This window comes from Dehalococcoides mccartyi (assembly GCF_001889305.1).
Classification (GTDB): domain Bacteria; phylum Chloroflexota; class Dehalococcoidia; order Dehalococcoidales; family Dehalococcoidaceae; genus Dehalococcoides; species Dehalococcoides mccartyi_A.
Map to the genome: position 1 here is coordinate 339151 of NZ_CP013074.1, position 20877 is coordinate 360027.

Annotated in this window: 19 protein-coding genes and 1 tRNA gene; 4 read left to right on the forward strand and 16 right to left on the reverse strand. The window is 46.4% G+C overall.

Annotation, left to right across the window (positions count from 1 at the left end):
* Nucleotides 1–173: 173 nt before the first annotated feature.
* Both ASJ33_RS01825 and ASJ33_RS01830 read right to left on the reverse strand, forming a co-directional pair.
* Nucleotides 174–821 carry a response regulator transcription factor gene (locus ASJ33_RS01825; protein ID WP_236886621.1) on the reverse strand — a complete coding sequence of 216 codons (648 nt, stop codon included), beginning with the start codon at nucleotides 819–821 and terminating at the stop codon, nucleotides 174–176.
* 26 nt (nucleotides 822–847) lie between these two features.
* Entirely contained in the window at nucleotides 848–2050 is a 1203-nt protein-coding gene (locus ASJ33_RS01830) for a PAS domain-containing sensor histidine kinase (protein WP_041330582.1), read from the reverse strand.
* Nucleotides 2051–2464: 414 nt separating this feature from the next.
* On the opposite strand from ASJ33_RS01830, the gene ASJ33_RS01835 reads away from it, so the two are divergent.
* Nucleotides 2465–3991, forward strand: coding sequence for a reductive dehalogenase (locus ASJ33_RS01835; RefSeq protein ID WP_041330584.1), 1527 nt, complete (start codon nucleotides 2465–2467; stop codon nucleotides 3989–3991).
* A gap of 33 nt (nucleotides 3992–4024) precedes the next feature.
* On the forward strand, nucleotides 4025–4297 hold the full coding sequence (locus ASJ33_RS01840; protein WP_041330586.1) for a hypothetical protein: 273 nt from the start codon (nucleotides 4025–4027) through the stop codon (nucleotides 4295–4297).
* A gap of 495 nt (nucleotides 4298–4792) precedes the next feature.
* Here the strand turns inward: ASJ33_RS01840 and ASJ33_RS01845 are convergent.
* From ASJ33_RS01845 to ASJ33_RS01870, 6 genes are all read right to left on the reverse strand, one after another.
* Nucleotides 4793–4868, reverse strand: a tRNA-Ala gene (locus ASJ33_RS01845).
* A gap of 35 nt (nucleotides 4869–4903) precedes the next feature.
* Nucleotides 4904–5731 (reverse strand): patatin family protein, encoded by an 828-nt coding sequence (locus ASJ33_RS01850; RefSeq protein WP_023651896.1) that lies wholly within the window; start codon nucleotides 5729–5731, stop codon nucleotides 4904–4906.
* Nucleotides 5709–6344, reverse strand: coding sequence for a GNAT family N-acetyltransferase (locus ASJ33_RS01855; RefSeq protein WP_041330587.1), 636 nt, complete (start codon nucleotides 6342–6344; stop codon nucleotides 5709–5711). Before ASJ33_RS01855 ends, ASJ33_RS01850 begins: the two co-directional genes overlap by 23 nt.
* A 4-nt stretch (nucleotides 6345–6348) precedes the next feature.
* Nucleotides 6349–7941 carry a helicase HerA domain-containing protein gene (locus ASJ33_RS01860; protein ID WP_041330588.1) on the reverse strand — a complete coding sequence of 531 codons (1593 nt, stop codon included), beginning with the start codon at nucleotides 7939–7941 and terminating at the stop codon, nucleotides 6349–6351.
* Nucleotides 7938–8537 (reverse strand): hypothetical protein, encoded by a 600-nt coding sequence (locus tag ASJ33_RS01865; protein WP_041330589.1) that lies wholly within the window; start codon nucleotides 8535–8537, stop codon nucleotides 7938–7940. Before ASJ33_RS01865 ends, ASJ33_RS01860 begins: the two co-directional genes overlap by 4 nt.
* A gap of 71 nt (nucleotides 8538–8608) precedes the next feature.
* The gene (locus ASJ33_RS01870; RefSeq protein WP_041330591.1) at nucleotides 8609–9814 is read right to left on the reverse strand and encodes a DNA double-strand break repair nuclease NurA; all 1206 of its coding nucleotides are present in this window, start codon (nucleotides 9812–9814) and stop codon (nucleotides 8609–8611) included.
* A 126-nt stretch (nucleotides 9815–9940) separates the two neighbouring features.
* On the opposite strand from ASJ33_RS01870, the gene ASJ33_RS01875 reads away from it, so the two are divergent.
* Both ASJ33_RS01875 and ASJ33_RS01880 read left to right on the forward strand, forming a co-directional pair.
* The gene (locus ASJ33_RS01875; RefSeq protein WP_041330592.1) at nucleotides 9941–10564 is read left to right on the forward strand and encodes a LysE family transporter; all 624 of its coding nucleotides are present in this window, start codon (nucleotides 9941–9943) and stop codon (nucleotides 10562–10564) included.
* A gap of 26 nt (nucleotides 10565–10590) precedes the next feature.
* On the forward strand, nucleotides 10591–11616 hold the full coding sequence (locus ASJ33_RS01880) for a histone deacetylase (RefSeq protein WP_023651902.1): 1026 nt from the start codon (nucleotides 10591–10593) through the stop codon (nucleotides 11614–11616).
* On the opposite strand, the gene ASJ33_RS01885 is transcribed toward ASJ33_RS01880, so the two are convergent.
* The 8 genes from ASJ33_RS01885 to trmD all read right to left on the reverse strand — a co-directional run bounded on the left by ASJ33_RS01885 (nucleotide 11590) and on the right by trmD (nucleotide 20869).
* On the reverse strand, nucleotides 11590–12525 hold the full coding sequence (locus ASJ33_RS01885; RefSeq protein WP_041330593.1) for a cation diffusion facilitator family transporter: 936 nt from the start codon (nucleotides 12523–12525) through the stop codon (nucleotides 11590–11592). The genes ASJ33_RS01880 and ASJ33_RS01885 overlap by 27 nt on opposite strands.
* Nucleotides 12526–12543: 18 nt before the next feature.
* Nucleotides 12544–13452 (reverse strand): protein translocase subunit SecF, encoded by a 909-nt coding sequence (gene secF / locus ASJ33_RS01890; RefSeq protein WP_012881611.1) that lies wholly within the window; start codon nucleotides 13450–13452, stop codon nucleotides 12544–12546.
* Entirely contained in the window at nucleotides 13445–14794 is a 1350-nt protein-coding gene (secD, locus tag ASJ33_RS01895; RefSeq protein WP_041330595.1) for a protein translocase subunit SecD, read from the reverse strand. Before secD ends, secF begins: the two co-directional genes overlap by 8 nt.
* A 13-nt stretch (nucleotides 14795–14807) precedes the next feature.
* The gene (locus ASJ33_RS01900; RefSeq protein WP_041330596.1) at nucleotides 14808–16313 is read right to left on the reverse strand and encodes an HD domain-containing protein; all 1506 of its coding nucleotides are present in this window, start codon (nucleotides 16311–16313) and stop codon (nucleotides 14808–14810) included.
* Nucleotides 16314–16459: 146 nt separating this feature from the next.
* Complete coding sequence (locus ASJ33_RS01905; RefSeq protein WP_012881614.1) at nucleotides 16460–16861, reverse strand: helix-turn-helix domain-containing protein; 402 nt, start codon at nucleotides 16859–16861, stop codon at nucleotides 16460–16462.
* A gap of 257 nt (nucleotides 16862–17118) precedes the next feature.
* The gene (priA, locus tag ASJ33_RS01910; protein ID WP_041330597.1) at nucleotides 17119–19566 is read right to left on the reverse strand and encodes a primosomal protein N'; all 2448 of its coding nucleotides are present in this window, start codon (nucleotides 19564–19566) and stop codon (nucleotides 17119–17121) included.
* Nucleotides 19567–19588: 22 nt separating this feature from the next.
* Nucleotides 19589–19999: a 50S ribosomal protein L19 gene (gene rplS / locus ASJ33_RS01915; protein ID WP_012881616.1), complete on the reverse strand. Its 411-nt coding sequence runs from the start codon at nucleotides 19997–19999 to the stop codon at nucleotides 19589–19591.
* 123 nt (nucleotides 20000–20122) lie between these two features.
* The gene (trmD, locus tag ASJ33_RS01920; RefSeq protein WP_012881617.1) at nucleotides 20123–20869 is read right to left on the reverse strand and encodes a tRNA (guanosine(37)-N1)-methyltransferase TrmD; all 747 of its coding nucleotides are present in this window, start codon (nucleotides 20867–20869) and stop codon (nucleotides 20123–20125) included.
* Nucleotides 20870–20877 lie beyond the last annotated feature (8 nt).

Here is a 20877-nt window from a genome sequence, read left to right on the forward strand (position 1 = left end):
AGGAATTTAATTTAACTTTCACACTCCCCATTTAGTGAACAGGGAATTAACACAAATTTAGTGAAATTATTGACTATGTACATAACCTTTGAGGTAGCTTTTAATATTGAGGAAGAGTAAAAATAAATAACTTATATTGAAGAAAAACTACTTATTTCTGCCTAGACTTGTGATTATTTGGCTAGGTAATAGCCCTGACCTGGTTTATTCAAAATGTATCTTGGATTCGAGGGATCATCTTCTAATTTTACCCTGAGATGGTATATGTGTACCTTAATAGTTTTAATCAAATCTAGGAAAACTCCATCTGCTACCGTTTCTGATATCTTCTCATATGAGACTATCCTAGGTGCAGAGATTATAAGTTCTCTTAAGATCTGAGTTTCGATAGGAGTTAATGGGATCTCTTTTCCACTTAACAAAACAATACGTTTTAATAAATTCAGGCTGAACGGTCCCCACTTTAAAAATAGTTCTTTGTCCTCACCCACAGATCTTCTTAATAAGGATCTTATGCGTGCAGTTAATTCAAGTTGACGGAACGGTTTTGTAACATATTCATTTGCCCCTAGCTCTAGTGCTTTAACGATGTTAGATTCCTCTGCTTTTATAGTCAAGACAATAATAGGTACTTCTGAGAATAATCTAATTAAACGGATTATTTCAAACCCATCTAGATCTGGCAATCCAAGGTCCAATACTATGAGATCTGGTGTCTTTTCCTCTAATATGTCTAATCCCTCTGAGCCATATGGAGTGTTTAGAATTTGGGCTTCGGGCAAACCTATTTGTAGAGCAAAACGTATTGCATCGGTCACCATCTGGTCATCTTCTATAACTAATATCCTCATATGCGTGTGAGAGATAAAGGTAAGAATAATGTAAATTTGCTACCTACGCCAGGTTTACTTTCGACTGTGATTTCACCATGGTGCAGATTAATAATCATTTTTGATAATGCGAGGCCAACTCCCAGACCTGTTCTCCCATGCTTATCGTGAGAGGCATACAGTTTAAAGAGATCTTGTAATTCTTCCTGACTCATTCCTAGTCCATTATCTTCAACAGAGATAAAGATAATTTGGTCTTGGTCTTTTTGTTGGTAAATCCGTAATTCTATCCGACCTCTGACCGGTGTGTATTTTGCAGCATTGTTTAGGAGGTTTATGATTACCTGCTTTATACGTTCTCTGTCTACATATACATCGGGCAAATTATTGGGGCAATCCACTGTAAAGGATTGTGAGTTAGTAACAAAAAGCTGAGACGTAAGTTTGGTTATCTCTTTGATAAGTAATTTTACATTGACTGATGAATATTCCAGTTTTAATATCCCGATCTCTCCTTTGGCAATATCCAGCAATTCATCAATTCTTCTATCTAGGTCATAGGTTCCTTTAAGTAATGATGAAGCACAAACGGATAATTTCCTATCCATAAAGTTTTGGGAACAAAATACTTCAGCAGTCGATATCATCAGCGTTATCGGGTTTTTTAATTCGTGAACTAAAAAACGGGTAAACTTAATCCTCTGCTCAATCTCAAATTCCAATCTTTCCCTTAGGCACTTTTCCCTGCTATAAGATTCAACTAAAAGCTGCTCGTTTCGTTTCCTATCAGTAATGTCTCGTATGACCGCTATAACATAATTTTCGCCACATACTCTAATGAGCTGACTATTTGTTTCAACAAGAATGAGGGTTCCCTTTTTAGTCGTAATAGATAGCTCACGAGTTATTTTTTGTCCATTAGTCTCTAAAGATTCAAGTATTTCCCTAACCTTTGGAGTAGTCTCCGGTGTGTCTATTAAGGATGAACTTTTACCTAGTAATGATTGACGGTTATATCCCAAATGTCGACAAGTAGCCTCGTTAACTTCACTAATAATTACCGGGGCATTTATACTAGTGACCTTAAAGAGAATGACAGCATCAGTAGTCTGATTAAATAGTGTAAAATATTTTTTATATTGTTTACGTAAAAAACGGTTTTCTCCATTTAATTTAGCGATATGTTTTTTTAGTATATAGTTTTCTCCGCTAATGTCCATTTATAATCCCAACATTTCCTTGTTTTTTTATGTCTGTTGTTGGTGAGATTAGTATTAAAAACTTATATGTTTTCAGAAATTATATAACAAATTTAGCTAAGAACTACGTCAAGTTAAGATATATTAACCGCTTAGATCTAATAATATTTTTTATATCTATGTTTGTTATGACCTATTTTAGTACTGTTGGTAATTGTTTTGACAGTGTAGTTATGGTTAGTAAAAAGAAACCAAAATCTAACAATAACTTAAATTACTTTACCAAAATCTTTGCTGCCCGATGTTATTTTATTATCTAGCTTAGAAATTAGCGTAGATCTAAGCTGAATAATAAAAGGAGGTATCCCTAATAAGCAAAGAAAAACTTGAGATAGCCAAAATATAATTTTTCAGAATAGGAAAGGAAAATGATCTATGTCTGTATTTCATTCAATCGTTTCGCGACGGGATTTTATGAAAAGTTTAGGCTTTGCTGGTGCCGGACTTGGTGCACTAACTGCCTCAGCACCAATATTTCACGACTTGGATGAAGTTGAATCTTCGGCGTGGGGAAATTGGAAACGACCGTGGTGGGTCAAAGAAAGAGAATTTGGTAATCCTACAGTAGAACTGGATTGGAAAGCTATGCAGCGATTTAATTTGTTAAATCAGCTTTGGCTACCCAATACGATTTCCAAATACCTTGGCTTAGAGAAAACTCTGGAAATCTATGCTGCGAATAGTGCGGACCTAATTAACGGTATCAAAAACAATGTGCCTGGTAAAACACTTAGGGATGTTTCACTATATACTGCAGCTTCAACGTATTTTTCCTCTCAGATGCCGGGACAAGCAATGAAATCATGGTTGGGGCCACAGAAAACTGAGGTTTATGGTATTTCTTCTACACCTGAGGAATTGGGAGTACCCAGATGGGAAGGTACTCCAGAAGAAAATTTAAAAATGCTCCGTGCTGCGATGAGATTTTTTGGAGCATCTCAAATAGGTGTTGTTGCTCTAGATGATAATGAGCGAAAGATTATTTCTGTTCGTGACCCGGGTGATATGTTCAATTTTGATTATCTTACACAAACTCCACCTGATACCGATGCCAAATGGTTTGTGTTTGAGGATGTTGATAAAGGATACGAGGGTAGCAATAAATATGTATTGCCTAATAAACCGCTTTGGACTGTTTCTATCGCAATACAGATGTCTAAAGAGTTATTCCGTGACGGAACTGGTGCATTAAGGCAAGCAGCTAATATTAGCCGTTATCGTATTCACGCCATGCTACAATTTTTAACCCAAAATTTTTTAAGAGGAATTGGATACCAAGGATTTGGGTATCCTATTAGTGCTACAGGAGCATTACCGGCGCAAGCTTGTTCAATTCTATCAGGGCTATCGGAAATGGGGCGCAATAATAACTATTGCATTAGTCCAGAATTTGGCCCGATATGTGGTTACTTCAGTTTAATTACTGATTTGCCTTTAGCTCCAACGCCACCAATTGATTCAGGAATATTTAGGTTCTGTCATACATGTAATAAGTGCGCTGAGATATGCCCATCTCAAGCCATATCTTATGATTCTGAGCCAACATGGGAGATCAAACCATCAGAAATTGCACCAGATGTTGAACCAATGTGGACAACTCCTGGTAAAAAGACATTCCATACTGATTCACCTAAATGTGCCACCTTTTTCCACTCAAATCACGGCTATTGTGGCAGGTGTATGGGCAATTGTGTATTCAATACTAATACAAGTGCAATGGTGCATGACATAGTGAAAGCAACAGTAAGTTCTACCAGCTTGTTTAATGGGTTCCTTTGGAATGCTGATAAGGCATTTGGTTATGGTTTAACCCCGGATGAAGAAAAAGAAGATTGGTGGAATCATTCTCTTCCATTATACGGCCAAGATGGCACTATAGGAGCATCTAACGGAGGATACTAGGGAGAGTTACAACATACTAATGGAGGAAAAAATATGTGGTTCATAGCGGGTTTAATGGTTGGTGCTATTCTTATAGCACTTATGTGGATTTTGAAGCGTAATAAAACCAAGATTACTTGGTATGAGTGGTTTCTGGGAGCTGTCGGTCTGGTTTTGTTACTTTTCACTGTTCAAAACTTTTTTGCTAGTCTAGCTGAGATGGAAGCCCAAGCGGCCTATATGTTCTTGTTGACTACTGGGTTACCGTCTGTTATTTTGCTTGCAGTTGTCTGGCAACTATTAGCCAGAAGAGCTAAACGGCCTTAGTTTAAGCAACTGAATATATTCATAAGGGGAGAAACTTGCCGGTTTCTCCCCTTATATTTTCCTGTCGTAATCATATATAGAGATGCGCTTATTATTGTATCCTCAGCCTTCAGCCTTGATATTTCTTCAGGAATTTTATTCGTAGTTTGAGTCCAGAGTGGTAGGTTGTATGGGTACAATACGTAAAACCAAGACGTTCGCGTAAGCCTTCAGCATAGCATAAGCCTAGCTCTAATCCCCACTAATTGATCCGGATTTTGGCAGTCACCAAAATAATTTAAACTTTTTCAATATTTTTATTAATTTCCACTCATGTAGTCCTGATTAAAAATTTGGTGATGCGGAATAAAGGGTCAGCATATTCATATTCCGAAAGGAAAGCTGTCTCTAAGTTGTATTGCTTGCAAACGGTTTTGTCTTCTCGTCCAATAAGGCCTCCAGAATTTCCATCACGTTTGGAAAATCGGGCTTTTGTATTTGAGATAGGACATCGGATGGTGGAGCTGAGGGGATTCGAACCCCTGACCTCCTCCTTGCAAAGGAGGCGCTCTCCCGACTAAGCTACAGCCCCACGGAGCACCATTATACCAAGTTTAAGTGAAAGTGTTAAATCGGCGGGGAATAGTTGTATTTTTGAAGCAGCAGATGTTTTAAATGGGGTATGGCATCAGTTGCTCCCAGTTCTCCGCGGAGGACGATTTCCGGCGCTTTCAGAAAATCACCCGGTCCTATTCCGGAAAGGTCAGGTTCAATAGCAATATCGGCTGCCTGAAGATTTTCCTGAGCCATATGTATTGACATGATGTTAACTATCTGGAAGGCTGTATCAAAGATGGATGGTTCGGAATCTTTGTTCGGTTTTATATAATCATGGTGGTAAATAGCATTTACCGCAATTACAAAATCCGCTCCCATGTTTCGTACCACCCGAGCCGGAATAGGGGTGATAATACCTCCATCTACCAGAAAACGGTTTTTGTTTTTTACTGGGCGGAATATTATAGGCAAAGACATGCTGGCAATTACCCCGTCAATGACAGGCCCTTCATTAAAGAGTACTTCTTGTCCGGTTTTAACGTCTGCAGCTACGCAGGCAAAGGGCTTCTTAAGTTCAGAAAAGGTGACGTCTCCGATAAGCTCTTTGAGATAGCTTTTTATCTTTCGGGATGATAAAAAGCCGGCTCTGGGCGCTGCCAGGTCAAAAAGAGGCATAAGTTGTTTCCAGCTCAGGTTACTTACGATTTCTTTCATTTCCTGCGGCTTGTGACCGCTGGCATATAATGCGCCTATAATAGCACCCATGCTGGTTCCTGTGACTAAATCCAGCGGGACGCCTTCTTTTTCAAGTACTTCAAGCACACCGATATGAATAATACCTCTGGCGGCACCTCCGCCCAGAGCAATGCCGATTTTAGGCAGTTTGGATTTGGGCATTAATAACCTCCTCAGATTGGGGGGTATAACGCTCAGGGTTTTCTTCCCATTCCTGTCTTAGCAGGGACATAAACCAGACATCTATCCATGTCCCCCTGACCAGTATATCTCTCCGCAATGTTCCGTCAAGCTGGAAGCCGTTTTTCTCCAGAGTGCGGCGTGATGGTTCGTTCCCCTTAAAAATACCGCCGAAAACACGCTCTGCGTTAAGATGCTTAAAAGCAAAATGGATACTTAAACGTACGGCTTCGGTCATATAACCTTTGGTCCAATATTTGCGTCCCAGCCAGTATCCGATAAGCGCCTGCTCTTTATAGCCGATAAGTCTGAAAGCCAGACTGCCTATCAGGCCGGGTTTATCCACTCTTTCAATGGCAAAGGAGTAGCGGCGTCCTGTTTCAAAATCAGATGTTTCCTCCTGGTATGCCAGGCGGAGTTCATTTATGGTTTTGGGGCCGTCCCACACCAGATATCGGATTATTTCAGGGTCTTTTATCAGGTTGAACGCGGTGTAAGCATCGGCGGCTTGAATTATCCGCAGTCTGAGGCTCTGGCTTTCTAAAATCGCTTGTTTGAACCCTTGTCCGGTTGTGGCCTCAAATATATTCGGCATATATCTAGAAAAGTTCCTCTATCTCTTCGGTGCTGACTTTTTTACGGCTGACTTCGTTGTAAATAGACTGGTCATACTCACGGGGGACAAAGGCTACCGGCATGGGTACGGCCGCACCGAATATAAGTGCCTGCTGGCGTGAAGCCAGTTTGGCCAGTACGCCTTTGAGTTCGTTTTTGCCGGAGATTCCTGAGAGTACGGCGTCTATATCTTTTTCATTGTCCAGCAGGGCGGTTATTTTAGTGCCCAGCTGAGACATAACCTCTGTATCTATGCCCGAAGGCCGCTGGTCTATAATAAGCAGGGTGACATTGTACTTGCGCATTTCACGGGCAATAGTGCCGAAGATGGTGCGGGAAGCAACTTCCGGGTTCAAAAATTTGTGGGCTTCCTCTATGGTGATAACCAGCGGGGTGGGTTTGGCGGCGTCTTCGGCCATGGCCTGTTCCATGCGGTCACGGTAGCTGGTATATATGCGGCGGGTGAGCAGATTGGCCACCAGTATGTAGGCGGTGATATCTGTATACCGCCCGAACTCCAGTACTACATTTATATTCCGGTTCAAGTACTCAAGCACCCGGTCTACTGCTTTGACCGGGGCGTTTTCCACGATAAAGGGCAGGCGGGTAAGGGTGTTTAAGCCCCGTTTCAGGTTTTGGAAGGTGCTTTCATGGATGCTTAAACTGTCCAGCAGTTTTTTATCATCTTCTTCATCACCGATATTATTGGCTTCTTTTATCCAGTTCTTCTTAAAATATTTGCGTAACTGGTAAACGGCTTCTACTGCCTGTTCGGTCAGGTTCAGGGTCTGGCGGAGCAGGCTGATATCTTCCGGTTCTATTTCGTCATAGCCTATCTTTACCTCAAAGTCCACGCTGACCTTGCGTTTGCGGGAGCTTTCCCCGTCTAAGGTGAATACGGCTACCCTGTCCGGAAAGAGCTGTTTTAAGGCTTTGACTTTATGTTTTTTCTCACTGGTGCCTTCCCAGCCGTATTCGGAGTGCATATCAAACACCAGATTTACGCAAGAGCCTTTCTGGAGCATACCCACCAGCAGGGTGCGGGTGAGGAAGGTTTTGCCGGTGCCGCTTTTACCGAAGATGCCGTTTGAACGTTTGACCAGTTCGGGCAGGTTCAGGCAGAGGCGGGTTTCCATATCCAGCGGGTTGCCCACGTAAAAATGGGAGGCATCTTCCTTGCCAAAGACCATTTCTATATCTTCGTTGGAGGCAATATCTACCGGGGCATAGTGGCTGGGTATGGTCTTGACCGGCTGAGGGCCGTCCAGAAGGCTTTTTTCGTCATTTCCCAGTACCAGATAGGGTATCACCTTGAGGTCTCCGTAAGCGGCTGTACCGCTGAGTATTTCAGCCAGAAATTTTTCGTCTGCGGCCGGGGGTGTAAGGGTAAGACGCTGGTCAGTTACTCCCAGAGAAACATCGGTTATCATACCCAGAAAACGTTTGGTTTTGCCCTGTATAGTTACATAACGGCCAACCGCCATGTCTTCCACCAGAGCTTCGCCATCCAGGCGGACATCTATTCCGCCGGAGAGTGAACCCCCTATTACAATACCCAGTTTGTTTTCGCTTGTCATAGCTGTATCCTCTCCAGGATTACTTTAAGCCGCTGGTACTGGCCGGGCAGAATTCTGGCCAGCTCTTTGCCTGCTTTTACTAAAAAGGCCTGTTTGTCAGGTGCGGCGGCGGCAAGCTGACGCAGGCAGGCGGCGGTGACTTCGTCTGCCGGTACGGGCAGTTCGGAGTTTACCAGTATGTTTAAAAAGCCGAACGAACGGCTGAATTCGGCGGTTTCTTGGGGGGTGCAAGTTTCGGCAAAACTGTGGATATGGGCAGGGCGGGGCGGCAGGTAGTGGCAGATTTGCCCCTGTCCCCGGTAACCCAGTATCAGGCAGGAAAATTCACTCCGTAGGAGTTTGCTTAGCTGGGGGCTTTGGGCATATATATCTTCTTCGTTTGCGGCGTCCTGTCCGCGGGCAATGGGCTTCCTGCCCGGCTCTATGGATGAGGTGGTGGCATGATAGACGGCGGCATAAATGGTATTTTCGCCTTCGCCGGTTTTTACCAGCGCCCCCAGAGCAGGTGTGTTATATAGCTGGTAAGACTGGGCGGTAAAGTCAGTGGTGCTGGTATCTATAACCTCGCCGATGCGGTTTGTATTTAGGTTGTCCAATTTTTTTACCCCCTGCGGTTAATGGTGTATTTAAATCTGTTAAACAGACTGGCGGTGTTAGTTTACATAAACTATACCCAGCGGGTTTTCTTGCTAAGGCTTTTGGCGGAACTGCTGGGGTTTATCTTGCTTGCGGTCAGCATTTCTTCTACCAGTTGGTTGAAAATACGCCTGTCCTGACCGCTGACTACTGCCTGTTCGTGGGCTTCGGAAAGGGAGACGGGGTAGCCATGCCCCAAGCGGCATTGTTCCAGTATCAGGCTGTGGCTTAAGCTTAACAGCTCTTCAGAGCGGGCAGTCCAGCCGGGCAGTTCCACCCGGGCTATTTCTTCACTGGTTTTCAAGTAGTAAAAATATACCCTGTGTTCCCCGTAATATTTTTCCAGTATGGAAGATGAGCTGGCAAACAGGGCGGAGCGTTCACCCGGTTTCAGTATGCGTTCAAACAGCATGCTGTCCGTGACGCCGGAAAGTATGTCACAAGGGCGTTTGCCGTTTGGCAGCTGGTCACACCGGCTGGTGCAGTCTGCCGGTTCGTACGGGCAGTAAAGCAGGCGGAGGGTATTGACTACGTCTGTGCTTCCGGGGTAACTGATATAGCTGGCTAAAGCCACCTGTCTGTCTTTGGTGTTCAGGTTTTGTATTTTGCCTAAATATTTCAGGTAACCGTTTACCAGCAGGTCTTCAACCACGTATTCGGGAAACTCTTTGGAAAGGAGTGACCAGAGTATCAAAGTGCCGTCTGCCAAAGCCAAAGTGGGCAGATTGGGGGAGGCGGCATCTGCCATTTCAGCCAGATGGCGGGTTTCTTCTACGCTTCTTTTTATTCCCAGCAGAGTGCCTTCCACCGCTGTTTCCTTGTTGCCGCAGGAGATTACCATATCTTCGGGGCGGGCATACAGAGCGGGCAGGCTTTCCAGACCGGCAGACGGGGATTGGCCGTACTCCAGCCAAACCCTGCCGATATTTATCAGGTAACAGCGGCTAAGCTGGTGGCGGTCTACATCTATTTGCGAACCGTCTGTGGCCAGTATGCGGTAGCTTTGGGGCAAGGCAGGCGGCGGGTGAGTGGCGTCCGGTATTTCTTCCGGGTGTGCCAAAAGAAAAGTGGTCTTGCTGTGTTCTGCCTTGTCCAGCAAACGCCGGTATTCAGCCGGAGTGCGTTTCATGCCGTTCAGACCGGCCTCAAGGTGTTTTTGATGTTCCAGATCACGGCCTTTTAAGTCTGAGACCATGCTCTGTATCTGAAGGGCGGTTTTGTCCAGGTTTAAAGACAATACCGGTTGTCTCCTTGTTTCTGCATTTGCTTCAGTATAAAACAAGATATGTATTCCCACAAGCAATAAATGGCATTTACGCTATGGTGCTTTCAGGTTTTTGCCCCTAACGGGAGAAGTGTTATAATGATTTTCATGTTAGCCACTCTTCTTAGTGTTACGGTTATATCTTTTTCAGGTGTGCTGATGCCCGGCCCCATGTTTGCCCTGACTCTCTCCCGAAGCTATCACACACCTTGGGCAGGTGCCCAGATTGTACTGGGGCATGTGCTGGTGGAACTGCCTATTATTCTGCTCATTTATTTCGGTTTTGCCGGTTTTTTTGAGATTATCTGGGTGCAGATACTGCTCAGTCTGGCAGGCGGAATTATGATTATTTATATGGGGCTGGGTATGATAAAGGCCCGCCGTGAAGCCGCTCAGGATAAGGCTAATTTTAAATATAATACAGTGGTGTCAGGTGCGGCCATGAGCGCCCTGAACCCGTTTTTTCTGGTCTGGTGGGCAACTGTAGGGGCGATGCTGGTTATGAAGGTATCGGACTATGGGCTGGGGGGGCTGGGGGCTTTGGCGGCTACCCACTGGCTGGTGGATTTAGCCTGGCTTTGCCTGGTTTCATTTATTGTGTACCGCACCCATCATTTGTGGGGGAGCAGGGTGCGGGAGATAGTTTTTATAGGCTGCGGGTTATTGCTTGCGGCATTCGGAGTATATTTTATAATTTCCGGGCTGCAGCTGTGGCTTTCGTAATATTCTGAACCGGAGAAGGTACTCTTATGGCTGTAGGTCTGGTTTATAACCATATATATTTAAACCATGAAACAGGTACCCATGTGGAAAATCCTGACCGCTTGCTGGCGATTATGGAATATATAAACACTCATGGGCTGAAAGACCGTCTGGTGCATATCGAGCCGAAACGGGTGGGGTTGCGTGAACTTGAAAGCTTTCATAAGCGCAGTTATATCAGCCGGGTGGAGGAAGTGGGTTTCAGCGGGGGCGGCTGGCTGGATCAGGATACGGTGATTTCGGTGGATAGTTACGAAGCAGCTTTGTACGCTGTAGGCGGGGTGATTGAAGGGGTGGACAAGGTGCTTTCAGGTGAACTGGAGAGTGTCTTTGTGCTGTGCCGCCCGCCTGGTCATCATGCCTTGCCAGAGGCTTCCATGGGTTTCTGTGTTTTCAATAATGTGGCTTTGGGAGCTTTACATGCTCTGAATAAACATAAACTCAAGCGGGTGGCGGTAGTGGATTTTGATGTCCACCATGGCAATGGTATTCAGCATGTCTGCCTGAATGACCCGCGTGTGACCTATATTTCTACTCACCAGATTCACCATTTCCCCTTTACGGGCGATAGCCGTGAAGATGGTCCTTTCCAGAATATTTTAAACATTCCGTTACCTGAAGGATGCGGAGACAGCCATTACCAGAAGGCCTTTGACGAAGTGATTTGCCCGTATCTTCGGAAATTTGCTCCTGAGCTGATACTTGTGTGTGCTGGCTATGATGCCCACTTTGCCGATGATATGGGTGAAATGTGTCTTTCCCAGAAGGGTTTTGCAGGTATAACCCGTTCCTTGAAGAAAACGGCGGAGGAAGTCTGCCGGGGGAAACTGGTATTCAGTCTGGAGGGCGGTTACCACTATCTGGGTTTGGCAGAAGGAGTGGGGGCTACCCTCTCAGTCTTGTTAAATGAATCCGTACCTCCTCCAAATACCAAAGCCCCCGAAGGGGCTGCGGATAAGCCTGATATCAGTGGGCTGATTCTGGAGTTACGGAGTATTTGCGGGATTAGCTAAATCTGACGGACGTTTCTTACAGCTCATCTGGCATTCCGGGCAGTTTTCCTCGGTGCATGGTTCTACGTGTATAGTTACGTAGTCTATTTTTAGTTTATCTTTCAGGTCTTTTTCCAAATGGTCACATATGGCGTGAGATTTTTCCACCGAAAGCGTTTTGGGCATAACCAGATGCAAATCTACATAACGGTAACTGCCGGCTTTGCGGGTACGCAGGTTATGAAACTCTACCAGCTTTGAGGTATGTTCATTTATCAGTGAGGTGATAGCATCTAACTCTTCTTTAGGCAGGCGGGCATCCACCAGTGCCCCGAAAGATTTGTTGAGGATATCCCAGGCGGCTTTGATGATGAGCAGTGCCACCAGCAAGGCTACGATGGGGTCAAGTATGCTCCAACCGGTCAATTTTACCAGTATAAGACCCAGAAGTACTCCGGCTGAGGTGATTACGTCGGTGGTAAGGTGGGCGGCATCTGCCTCCAGAGCAACTGAATCAGTCTCGTGGGCTATCTTTTTCAGATAGCGCGAAACCAGAGTGTTGGCAATTACGGATATTCCCATGATTACCACACCCCATTCCAGCATTTCCGGGGCAGAGCCTTCTATAAGTCTGTTTACTGCTTCGTAAATAATCCATATAGCGGCTATAAAGATAAGCACGGCCTCTACTGTGCCGCTTACATTTTCCCATTTGCCATGTCCATAAGGATGGTTAATATCTGCCGGCTTGTCAGAGGCCCTGACCCCGAAAAAAGCAATAACTGCGGCTACCAGGTCAAGAGTACTGTGAATAGCCTCTGCCAAAATGCTCACGGAGCCGGTAATAAAACCGACCACTGTCTTCATAACTATAAGCGTTGAGTTGGAAGCTATCGAAAATGAAGCCGCTCTGGTTTTTCTAGTAGCCATTATCTTTCCTTGCATCGTTCAGTTAAGCTTTTTAAAGGGTTTTAATAATTTGCCCCAGTCACCGTTTTCCCAGGTAACCAGCAGGGAAGGGGCGACAAAAAGAGAATCATAAGTACCGGCAATAAGGCCGATAAGCATTACGATACTAAGGTTCTGGATGGATGCACCTAGGAAAAGCATAAGGGCTACCACGGTAATAATAACTGTAAAGCTGGAATTGATGGAACGGACTATAGTTTCCATAATACTCTGGTTTACTATCACCTCAAAGCTGGGGTGAATGCCTTTGAGCTGGTTTTCCCGTATGCGGTCAAAGACTACCACAGTGTTGTTGATACTGTAACCGATAACGGCCATAATGCCGATAACAAACATAAGGTTTATTTCCCAGCCGAATATACCGGCCAGTAGGGCGAAGATGCCCAGCACCACCAGTGCGTCATGGAAAAGGGCGATGACTGCGCAGGTGCCGTAATGGAAGGGTTTGGGCATACGGCGGAAGGCCCAGGTGACATACAGCAGAATGCCTACCAGTGCCGCCCCGACAGCTATCAGGGCCATTTGGGTGGTTTGTTTGGCAATCAGGGGGTCTACATTTTCAAAACCACGTTCGGTCAGGTTGCCGAATGTTTCCTCTAAGGAAGTTTCCAAGGAGACTTTCTGGCTGACATCAAGTTCGGTGGTGCGGATAAGATAGTCTCCGTCACCGGTTATCTGAACAATAGCTTCATTGTGTCCCAGACTTCTAAGCTCCTGAGTTAGTTCATCAATACTGATGGTCTGGTCAAATTTGACGGTCAGTATTGATCCGCTGGAAAAGTCTATGCCGGGTTTCAGCCCGAATATCAGCAGCGAGGCCAAACCGGCCAATATTATCAGGGCAGATATAAATATAAACAGGGGTCTGTGCTGTATTATTTTATTCATTTTTGCCTCTTGTCTGGGTTGTGAATAGAGCAAGCTTTTTACCTGTTTTAGTACCTACAAAAAGCCTGAGCAATGTGCGGGTAACAAAAATGGCGGTGAACATGCTGACGGCTACACCTAAAAACAGGGTTACGGCGAAGCCTTTAACCGGTGCACCGGCTGCAATAGTACCGCCCACCCAGAACAGAATGCCGCAGGCAATAAAGGTGGTAACGTTGGAGTCCCAGATGGCAGACCAGGCACGAGAGAATCCGGCTTCTACCGCCGCCCCCAGTGTCTTGCCAGTCAGCAGCTCCTCTTTCAAACGGGCAAATATAAGGATATTGGCATCTACCGCCATACCTGCCGATACTATGAAACCGCCGATACCCGCCAAAGTAAGAGTAACAGGTACCAGCTTGAAGAGAGCTAGTACGATAACTCCGTAGAAAACGAGAGCGATACTGGCAAGAAGACCGGGCAAACGGTAAAAAGCTATCATAAATATCATAACCAGAATTATGCCTACCAGGCCGGCTTTTACTGCCAGGTCCACAAAGTTTTGACCTAAGGTAGGTGAAACGGTTTGCTCGTATATCGGTTCAAGTGGTACTGGCAGACGGCCTGCGTTCAGCTGGTTGGAAAGCATTTCTGCTTCGTTGTAGCTTAAGCCTTCTATAACGCCGCTGGTTTCAATAACGTTGTTAATAACAGGTGCAATCGGTATTCCGTTATCACCGGAAAGGGCTTCGTCACCTTCAAAAATACCCAACTGCTGGTTCAGGAGACGGGTGGTAATTTCTTTGGATAACTGGGCGCCGATGTCATCCCATTCAAATACCAGCAGTATATTGCCGTACTGGTCCCGGTTGACATAAGTGCTGTCTTTAAAGTAGGCACTGGTCAGGGCGTACTCAACTCCGTCAATTGTAGCGGTGGACGGTTTCCATTTGCCCAGACTGTTTTCCCATTTATAGTCTTCACCGTCAGCCGCCAGTTCGCCAAATTCCAGCAGGGCGGTACGGCCGATACGGGCTTTTTGTTCGTCTGTAATATCCAGCCCCGGCAGTTCAACCACTATACGGTCATCTCCCTGGCGCTGGATTGATGCTTCGGTTACACCTAATGGATTTATGCGGTTGGAGATAACTTCAACCACTCCGTCCATTACCCCATCAATATTGCTTTCGTCTACGTTGGACAGGTCAGCCTGATATACCATGTGCAGGCCTCCCTTTAAGTCCAGACCGAACAGGATTCCCTTGCCCAGAAGTGCGCCCTTGTCTGTTGGCAGCACTATGGTAAAGGCAAGGATCATGGCGGCCAGTATGGCCAAAAACACGAGCCCGTTTTTCCTTCGCATAATTCTCCCCAAGCTAATTTAGATTATTTTCAGGCTTGCTCCCAAGCCTTTGGCTGATAAATTTAAAGGCCTCCTGGCGGTTTTTTATTTCACCGGCCGCCTGGGCCTCGGCAATTTCACCAAGCAGGGTTCTTATCCGGGGGCCTGGCCTGAGCGAAAAATGTTCTATCAGGTCGGTACCGGTTACCAGACGTTTCGGAGTAAGTCTGGTCTGCTGTTTTTTCTGCTCTGATAAAATGTGCGCTACTATATTAACATGTTCTTGCCAATTTGCCACCATCAAATTCGGCCCGTCTGTTGCCAAATGGTCTGCCAGACTCAGGTAAAGGGTGGCGGCGGCAGCTTCCGAAAGGTCACGGAAATAGCGGTAAACAGCTTTTGGAGAAGGCAGCTGACCATCAGGATTCATTTGCACCGGGCGCAGGTGGTAGCAGACCATTTTTTCTACTAGTAAAATTTCCTTTTTTGAAAAACGCAGGCGGGTGAGTATTTGACTGCTTAAGCGGCTGCCTTCCAGCGGGTGTCCGGTAAAACGTATCCGCCCGTCAGGGTCCGTGCTGCGTGTCTGGGGTTTGGCGATATCGTGCAGCAGGGCGGCCAGTTTGGTTAAGGTGCGGATACTGGAAGTGCCGCTTATTTTCCCGGCAAAATATTTTTCGAAGCCGCTTTCACGGTAGATTTCGGTGATGATTTCAGGGTTCTGGTAAGGCCAGACAGACCTGCCCAGTATGGCATCAAGTGCATAAATGGTTTTTATGGAGTGTTCCAGCACATCCCAGGTGTGTTCATAGGGCTGAGGGTGGCGGTAGCAGGGAGCAAGCTCCGGAAATATGTTTAGCAGCAGTCCCAGCTCAAGGCACTTTTCCCAGATGCCGGGCTGGCTGGTTTCAAGGAGTTTCAGCAGTTCTTCCCGAACCCTTTCGCCGGCAACGGTTGATATAAGGGCGGCGTGGGCGGCGATAAGGCTTTGGGTTTGCCCGTCAAGTGCAAAGCCAAGTTCGGCTGATAAGCGGATAGCCCTTAGCAGCCTAATAGGGTCAGCACTGAATACATCTGCTGAGGTTACCCGTATAACCCGGTTTTCAATATCCGGTAGCCCCTGCGTGGGGTCAATTATGGCCTGTATCGGCAGGTTGCCCTGATGTACAGCAGACAAGGGTGCGGCCATGGCGTTAAGTTTGAAATCACGCCGGGTGAGGTTGGCAGTGATATCTGCTGTGCCGGAGATATCCAGCTGAAAAGCGGGCAGGATTACTCTAAAGACGTCATTCTCGGCATCCAGCACCACCTGAGTGGCTTTGAAATAACCGGAGATTTTGGCAGAAGCGGCTTGTCCGCTGCCAGTGATGCACAGGTCAATATCGGCAGTGGGTTTTTTAAGTACCAGATTACGCAAAAAACCGCCTACCAGATAGACTTCGCTAGCTTCTTCTGAAAATAAACGGCGGAGGTCTTCAAGCAGGGCGGCGGTTTTTTTATCAATACGGAGCAGCAGGTTTTTATTCGTCACGGCCTTCACCCAAAAATCTACTAAACTATACTCCGAACGTATCTTCAATATCAAGAAAATTACGTTTGGATAGCTTCGGGTTACAAACGTTCAGAACATACCTATATTACTGCTGCCAGACAAGGCGGCATCTGAAGGTAAGTAATATTTACTTGCTAGGTCATGGATTTGGATATGCTTTTCAGCATGGCCAGAATAGCAATAACCGCTCTTTGCAGCTCAATGGGCTCTTGTGCCAGCACTTTAGCTACATAAGGGTCAAGTTGTCTGGGGGTAGAGGTATATTCCGCTTCTATCTCCGAGATACTGTCCTTCTGGGGGGTAAGATATCCGGCCAGAGTGAATAATTCATCTTCTTCAAAACCCAAGGGATGAGCAATTCTTTTGAGTATTCTGGCAGACGGAAATCGTTCGCCGCGCTCAATACGCCCCAGGTGGGAAGGAGAGACGTTGGTCTTGGCGGCCAATTCTTGCAGGGTAAGCGGTATTTTTACCCTTTGCTGACGGATTATCTCTCCAAGGTCTGCCCAGCCATTTGATGATGTGGCTTTACTCATGATCTTCCTGCCTTAGATATAATTCGGGTAAGGACTGAATATGATAAAGATACAATAGTATTATACGATAACGCTAACTCATATGCCAGATGTCAATTTATGAGCTTTGTACAATGTATACCACCCAAAAGCAAGTGTCAAAATATGTGTTATTGGGAAGCTTGAATTATACAAATGGAATATAGATTAGTATTATATTTCAGGTCTATTCTGAATAAAAATAGTGCTTTGTATTATGACTATAGTACTTAAATGGTTTAGCACAAGCCATATGGGTCAAGGTCAATACTCCAGCCCTGTCCAAAACTGATATTCCGAAGGAAATCTGCCGGGTTTGGTGAGCGCAGTATTAGTTGGTACCTATAGCGTCCCCGCAGACGTTGGATGAAAGCGGGAGCCGGCCCTAAAATTTCCAGACTGCCTGAACCGCCTGCATCAGCTTTTTCCCGGAGGGTTTCAGCCATAACTTCAGCCTGTTGCCGGCAAAAGTCATGGTTTAAATGGCTGAAAACAATGCAGGCTAATTTCCGGAAAGGAGGGTTATTCAGTTCCCGGCGGTAGGTTATCTCCTTGGCATAAAAACCCTGATAATCATGGCAAACTGCTGCCTGAATGGCGTAGTTTTCGGGCGTATAGGTCTGGATAATCACTTTCCCTCCTGATATACCCCGGCCTGCCCGTCCGGCTACCTGTGCCAGCAGCTGGAATGTGCGTTCGCCTGCCCTGAAATCAGGCAAGTTCAGACTGATATCCGCGTTTATTACTCCTACCAGAGTAACTGCAGGCAGGTCAAGCCCTTTGGCTACCATCTGGGTGCCGATAAGTATATCTGCCTGATGGCGGCTGAACGTATCCATTATCTGCTGGTGTTTATTTTTGCCTCTGGTTACGTCACTATCCCAGCGCAGCAGTCTTGCCTGTGGAAAAGCCAGTCTTGTTTCTTCCTCCAGTTTCTGGGTGCCTATACCAAGGTATTTAATCCTGCGGCTGCTGCATTTTGGGCAGGTAAGAGGGTTGGAGTATTGCCTGCCGCACTGATGACAGACCAGATTTTCCTGGTCTGGGTGATATGTGAGCGGAGCATCACAGCTTTTGCACATGGCTACATAACCGCAATCACGGCACTGGATAAAACTGGCACCGCCCCGGCGGTTTATGAATAAAATGGCCTGCTCATGGTTTGCCAGTACTTTTTCAATGGAGGCGTGCAGGTTGCGGGAAAAAATGCTACGGTTGCCCTCGGAGAGTTCGGTGCGCATATCTACCAGCTCGGTTTTTGGCAGGGAAGCGCCTCTATAGGGGGTCAGGCGTTCGGGCAGTTCCAGAAGCTGGTAAATGCCGTGTTTGGCTTTGAAATAGCTGTCAATATCCGGAGTGGCACTGCCAAGTACCACTACAGCACCGTACTCTTCAGCCATTTTATTAGCAACGGTGCGGGTATGATAACGCGGCTGCGGGTCCTGCTGTTTATATGTCCATTCATGCTCTTCGTCTATGATGATAATGCCGGGTTTGTCCAGAGGGGCAAAAAGGGCGCTTCTGGGGCCGATTACGATATCTGCCTGATCGTTTTTTATCCTTTGCCATTCGTCAAACTGTTCACCCGGACTGAGGCGGCTGTGCAGCACGGCTATTTTGCCGGGGAAACGCCCTGCAAAACGGGCAATAGTCTGGGGGGTAAGGGATATTTCGGGTACCAGTACAATACCCTTTCTGCCCAGACGCAGGGTTTCAGCCAGTGACTGCAGATATATTTCGGTTTTACCGCTGCCGGTTATGCCATGAAGTAAAAATGTTCGGGGATTCGGGTCATTTTCAGGCAGGGTATTCAGGGAATGGGTGATGGCCTGCAAACACTTTGCCTGAGGAGGGCTTAGCTCAAGGTGCAGCATGGGGGTTATTTGACTGTAATCTATGGGCTGGCGGAATACCTGATGTTCTTCGGTACTTACCAGCCCCTTTTGTTCAAGAGCCTTTAAGACGGCCGAATTATTTTTAAAGAGCAGGTTCAGCTGGCTCTTGGCAATGCCTAGCGGATTTTTCCGCAGGCACTCAAAAATATCTGTCTGGCGGGGGGATAACTTAGGGAGATTCTGGTTTTTAATAAATGCCAATGCCTGCCCGCTCAGGCGGAAGTGTTTTTCAAATTTGGTTTGTACCCTTGCAGGGCTTATCCGGTAGGTGCGTTTTACCAGCCCCTGATTTATAAGTTTGATTAGGGCGTTTTGGGTGGTTTTCTTGCCGAATATTTTTTCCAGTTCACTCTGGGGAGTAACATCTCCGGCTTTTAGCCGGTCAAATATTTTTTGCATATTTGGGCTTAAGGTTTCAGACGGGTTTTTTGCTGTAGCTGGCGGGATGGTCTCCAGGCTGATATAGGCCAGGCTTTGGCGTTCAAAAGACGGCGGCAGCATGAGGGCTACTGCTTCGTAAATACTGCATAAATAGGTTTGGCTTATCCACTTGGCTAACTTCAGCTGGTGAAAAGAAAGAAGCGGCGTATCAGAGATAACGCCGCAGATTTCACGTGTTTGCCCGAATGCCGGCTGGTCAGTTATTTCAAGGACTATGCCCTGAACTATTTTAGGTCCGAAAGGAGCCCAGACCGCCTGGCCGGGTTTTATTTCTAACCCCAATGGTATGGAGTAGGAAAAACTGCCCGGTCTAAGTACCGGAGTGTTTACGGCCAGTTCGGCAAAAGCCAATCCATATACCCCCTAAGAGAGCTTAAGAGGGTGTTTGTTTAACTTCTTTGATGCGGGCAGCTTTCCCGGAAAGCTTGCGCAGGTAGAACAGGCGGGCACGGCGTACTTTACCCTTCTTCATAATCTCAACCTTGGTAACGTTGGGTGAGAGGAAGGGGAAGGTGCGTTCAACACCTACGCCGTAGCTTATGCGTCGAACGGTGAAATTGCCGCCGTCAGCGGCCTGTTTTATTTTAAGGACTACACCCTGAAACATCTGAATACGTTCTTTGTCGCCTTCTTTAATGCGGGCGTGTACTTTTATGGTATCACCGGGGCCGAAACTCGGCAGAACTTTTCCCTCTGCGGTATTTTCTACAGCAACTGTTTCTTCAGCTGCGGTTTCTTCTTCATTGGTTTCAGGGGTTTCCTGATTATTCATAGTCTCTTCCATGGCGGTAAAAACTCCTTTAAATATCAACGGAATATTAAAACACAAACCCAATTCATAATCAAGTGCGCGGGTTTGGCAGAGGGGATGCGGGGTGTTTGCATACCTTATATATAATACCGGGTTTTAATCTTTGGGGTTTTCTTCGGCCAGTATTTCGTCCATCAGCTTGCGGTCTGTTTTGGAGAGGGTTATTTTTTCAAGCATATCCGGGCGTCTTTTCAAAGTACGCCGCAGAGATTCTTTACGACGCCAGCGGTCTATCCGGGCATGATTGCCTGAAAGAAGTACCTCCGGTATACCCCAGCCCCTGAATACCGGGGGACGGGTGTAGTGGGGGTGTTCCAGCAGGCCATTTGAGTGGGAGTCTTCTTCTGAGGAGTCTTCTGAACCAAGTACGCCGGGTATCAGGCGGGAAACCGTATCTATAACTACCATGGCGGCCAGTTCCCCGCCGGTCAGCACAAAATCACCTATGCTTATTTCGTCTGTGGCCAGATGTTCCCGCACCCGCTCGTCAAAGCCTTCGTAATGGCCGCAGATTATAATCAGCCGCTGGTTGCCTGCCAGTTCGCGGGCGACAGATTGGTTAAAGGTGCGTCCCTGCGGGGAAAGGAGAATTACCGGGGCAGGGGTAGGATCTTTTTCCATGACCGCCTCTACTGCCTCAAACAAAGGTTCGGGCTTAAGCAGCATGCCGGCACCGCCGCCATAGGGGGAATCATCTACCGCATGGTGCTTGTCATGGCTGAAATCCCTGAAGTTATGTATTTCTAACCTTACCAGATTTTTGTCTGCTGCCCGCTTGAAAATACTCTCTTCAAAAGGGGACTGAAACATCTCCGGAAAAAGGGTTAATACATCTATTTTCAAGCTTTTCT